At 58.8% G+C, this 3,643-nt stretch carries 4 protein-coding genes; all 4 read left to right on the top strand.

Annotation, left to right across the window (positions count from 1 at the left end; genetic code table 11):
• Positions 1 to 223: 223 nt before the first annotated feature.
• Complete coding sequence (locus HY308_02350; protein ID MBI3897119.1) at positions 224 to 775, top strand: hypothetical protein; 552 nt, start codon at positions 224 to 226, stop codon at positions 773 to 775.
• Between the two features lie 120 nt (positions 776 to 895).
• Positions 896 to 2,344 carry a transposase gene (locus HY308_02345; GenBank protein MBI3897118.1) on the top strand — a complete coding sequence of 483 codons (1,449 nt, stop codon included), beginning with the start codon at positions 896 to 898 and terminating at the stop codon, positions 2,342 to 2,344.
• The gene (locus tag HY308_02340) at positions 2,337 to 3,212 is read left to right on the top strand and encodes an ATP-binding protein (protein MBI3897117.1); all 876 of its coding nucleotides are present in this window, start codon (positions 2,337 to 2,339) and stop codon (positions 3,210 to 3,212) included. The genes HY308_02345 and HY308_02340 overlap by 8 nt, the downstream gene beginning before the upstream one ends.
• Entirely contained in the window at positions 3,209 to 3,415 is a 207-nt protein-coding gene (locus tag HY308_02335) for a hypothetical protein (GenBank protein ID MBI3897116.1), read from the top strand. The genes HY308_02340 and HY308_02335 overlap by 4 nt, the downstream gene beginning before the upstream one ends.
• Positions 3,416 to 3,643 lie beyond the last annotated feature (228 nt).

Here is a 3,643-nt window from a genome sequence, read left to right as displayed (position 1 = left end):
GCGTATGAGGAATTGATCCGGCAAGCGGCGCAGGGGGATGTGCTGCATAACGACGACACGCCCGCGCGAATACTGGACTTGTGAGCCTGAGCAAGCATCGCGATGGTCTTTGGCGCTGATTTAATCAACTTGCGTGAGGGGATAGCGGGGATCGCCCTCAAAGATCTTGAACAAACGATCCCTTTGGGCGAGTCTCTGGTTCCTACACCAAGAGACGCCGCCAGTGTGCCACGCCCTTCTGCAAGACCCAATATTTTTCTCGTCACTTTTTCAAATCGATCTCGACCTCGCTGAACAGATCCGGGCAGCTGGATGTCCATGCGGCGGCAAGCTGCATTGCGCGAACTACGATCGTAAGCCGCGAGGCTGTCCGGCGGCGATTGAGACCGACTATGCGGTGCGCTTCAGTTTCTGCTGCGATCGTTGTCGAAAGCGATCAACGCCACCATCGGTTCGTTTCCTCGGACGGCGCGTGTATCTCGCGGTCATGGTCGTGCTGGCGTCGGTCGCGCGGCTTGGCATGACGGGCGCGCAAGCGGCAAAGCTAGATCAAATTCTCGGCGTGCCGCACCGTACGGTAGGCCGGTGGAACCACTGGTGGCGTAATACGTTCGACAAGATGGCTTTTTGGCAGTCGAGCCGTTCTCGTGTCATGCCACCGATTGCAGCGGATCAACTACCAATGAGCCTCCTGGAACGTTTCCACGCCGATACCCCAGCGGATCAGATGGGTTTGCTGCTGCGTTTCCTCACCCCGCTTTCCATCAGCACTTAAGCACGCTAAATGATGGTCGGTCCATTCCCGCAGAGGATGCAGATAGGCACGGATAACGAGGGTTTGTAATATGCGTTTCCATTCGCGGCGCCAGTTGCGCCGTTTAACAAAGGAGACGCTATGACGGTAAAGAACGATAAACGAGAACGCGATCGATGGGCACGGCTGCGCTTTTCCATCGTCGGTTCCCTGCTTGCCGCGCCACCCGAGGACGGCGAATTACGCGCCGCCCTTCAGGTATTAGCAGAGAAGACGTGGCGCCATCCGGTCTCAGGCCAGGATATGTGCTTCGGTCTATCGACGATCGAGCGATGGTATTACGTGGCAAGGCGCGCCCCGGATCCCGTCGCAACCTTGAAGAACCGCCCTCGTAACGATGTCGGCCGCTTTCCCGCCATGGCGACAATCGCCATCGCAACACTCACCCAGCAGTATCGCGAGCATTCCGGCTGGACGGTGCAGTTGCACGTCGACAATCTATGCGTCGCGTTGGCCAAGACCGATGCGCCACAGCCATCCTATGCCACGGTGCGGCGGTACCTCAAGGCGCAGGGTATGTTTCGAAGGCAGCGACCCAAAAGCGACACGGCTGGCGCCCTGGCCGCGCGTGATCGCCTCGAACGTTTGGAGGTACGTAGTTTCGAGGTCGAATGCGTGAACCAACTTTGGCATTGCGATTTCCATCACGGCTCGCGCAAGGTGTTGACCCGCCAAGGTAACTGGGAGAAACCGTTATTGTTCGGCGTCATCGACGACCGCTCTCGTCTCGTTTGTCACCTGCAGTGGTATCTCGACGAAACCGCCGAGAGCCTCGCGCATGGCCTTTGCCAGGCGTTCATGAAGCGTGGTTTGCCGCGTGCCCTGATGTCGGACAATGGCGCGGCAATGATCAGCGAGGAAGTTGTGGGCGGGCTCGCCACACTCGGCGTGGTGCATCAGACGATCTTGCCCCTGAGTCCGTATCAGAACGCGAAGCAGGAGTCGTTTTGGGGCCGCATTGAGGGGCGACTAATGGCGATGCTCGAAGGGGAAGAGCGCCTTACGCTCGATTTGCTCAATCAAGCGACGCAAGCCTGGGTCGAGCAGGAATACCACCGCACGCGCCACTCGGAAATCAACGCGACGCCGCTGGAGCATTACCTCGAAGGCCCGAACGTGAGCCGCGATTGCCCAGCCAGCGATGTCTTGCGCGCCGCTTTCCGCATCGAAGTAACCCGCACCCAGCGCCGTTCCGACGGCACGGTCAGTCTGGCCGGGCAGCGCTTCGAAATCCCCTCGCGCTATCGTCATCTTGGTGTGGTCAATCTGCGCTATGCGCGCTGGGATCTCACCCACGTCGATCTGATGGACCCGCACACCGGCGCCATTCTGTGCGCCGTGAAACCGCTCGACAAAGCGGCCAACGCCGATGGCCAGCGCCGTGCGCTCGAGACTGTTGGCCCGGATCTCACGCCGTTGCCGCCAACCGGCATGGCGCCGCTGCTCGCCCAATGCATCGCCGACTATGCCGCCACCGGGCTGCCGCCCGCTTATTTGCCCCATCACGACCAGGAGAATTCCCATGAATAGCAAACTGCTCGCCATCTACGGATTGAAATTCAATCCGTTCTCGCCTGAATTACCGACTGAGGCGCTGTTCGTCCCTCCAAAGGTGGAGAACTTCTGCTGGCGCATCGAACACGCGCAGGTACGCGAAGGCGGCTTCGCTATGATCCATGGCGACCCGGGCACCGGCAAGAGCGTTGCCTTGCGCTTGTTGGCCGAACGCCTTTCCCGATTGCCCGATCTTAGCGTCGGGGTCATCAATCATCCGCAGAGCAATCTCAGCGATTTCTATCGCGAGCTCGCCGATATTTTTACCGTGCCCCTGCGGCCGAGCAACCGCTGGGCAGGATTCAAGATCTTGCGCGAGCGCTGGTTCGCGCACCTCGAATCGACGCGCCGCCGCGCGGTGCTGTTGATCGATGAAGCGCAGGAAATGAATCCCTCCGTGCTGTGCGAAATGCGCTTGCTGGCCAGCGCCCGTTTCGATTCGCAGCCGCTGTTGTGCGTTGTACTCGCGGGCGATGCGCGGCTCCCCGACAAGCTGCGTCAGGAGGCGTTGATTCCCCTGGGCAGCCGCATCCGCACCCGGCTTGCCACCGAGCATGCCAGCCACGATGAATTGGCTGCCTGTCTCGATCATTTGATCAACTGCGCCGGCAACGCCAGCCTGATGACGCCGCAACTGCGCCAGACGCTGTGCGATCATGCCGCCGGTAATTACCGCATCCTTACCTCGCTTGCTGCTGAGTTGCTCGCCGCCGGGGCCCAGCGTGATCTGCCGGTGCTCGACGAAAAACTCTACTTCGACGTCTTCGCTCAGCCGGCCACGCCTCAGGCACGCCGCGCGCAGCCTGCACGCAAAACGGCTAGTCAAGCAAGGCAGGGTCTATGAGCCACGATCCGCAACGCATCCTTGTTTCACTGCCGGCAATCTCCGACGAGTCCGTCGTCGAAATCCTCGATTTCCTGCAAGCATTCATCCTTGACTTCGAGTCCTTCTACGGTGGCCAGATTCGCCGTTACTATGACGATCGATCGCGCGCCAATCTCATTCGGCCAGAACCAACGGTTCCGCTTGACGACCCTCCTTTTTGACGCGCCTCAAGAATGAAAAATGCCGCCAGTGATACAAACACTGCGCGGCGTCTTTCTGAAAATTTCGTACCTCACCAAACCATCAACAAACGTGAAAACCGAACCATCAAAACGCGTGAACACACTCAATTGACCTCCTTAAAAGTTAGGCGACAATTTTTGCAAGCAACTCATTGCGGGTTTCTGAAAATAAATAAAGTGGAAATAATTGGCGAAATTATAAAATCG

It is taken from the genome of Gammaproteobacteria bacterium (genome assembly GCA_016199745.1).
In the GTDB taxonomy this organism is placed as follows: domain Bacteria; phylum Pseudomonadota; class Gammaproteobacteria; order Acidiferrobacterales; family Sulfurifustaceae; genus JACQFZ01.
The sequence above is the reverse complement of the archived record's forward strand: the minus strand, read 5'-3'. Positions and strand labels throughout refer to the sequence as shown.

Bases quoted from the DNA above. Each gene is read 5' to 3' on its own strand.
- HY308_02345 (MBI3897118.1), top strand. From the start codon at position 896: ATGACGGTAAAGAACGATAAACGAGAACGCGATCGATGGGCACGGCTG.
- HY308_02340 (MBI3897117.1), top strand. From the start codon at position 2,337: ATGAATAGCAAACTGCTCGCCATCTACGGATTGAAATTCAATCCGTTC.
- HY308_02335 (MBI3897116.1), top strand. From the start codon at position 3,209: ATGAGCCACGATCCGCAACGCATCCTTGTTTCACTGCCGGCAATCTCC.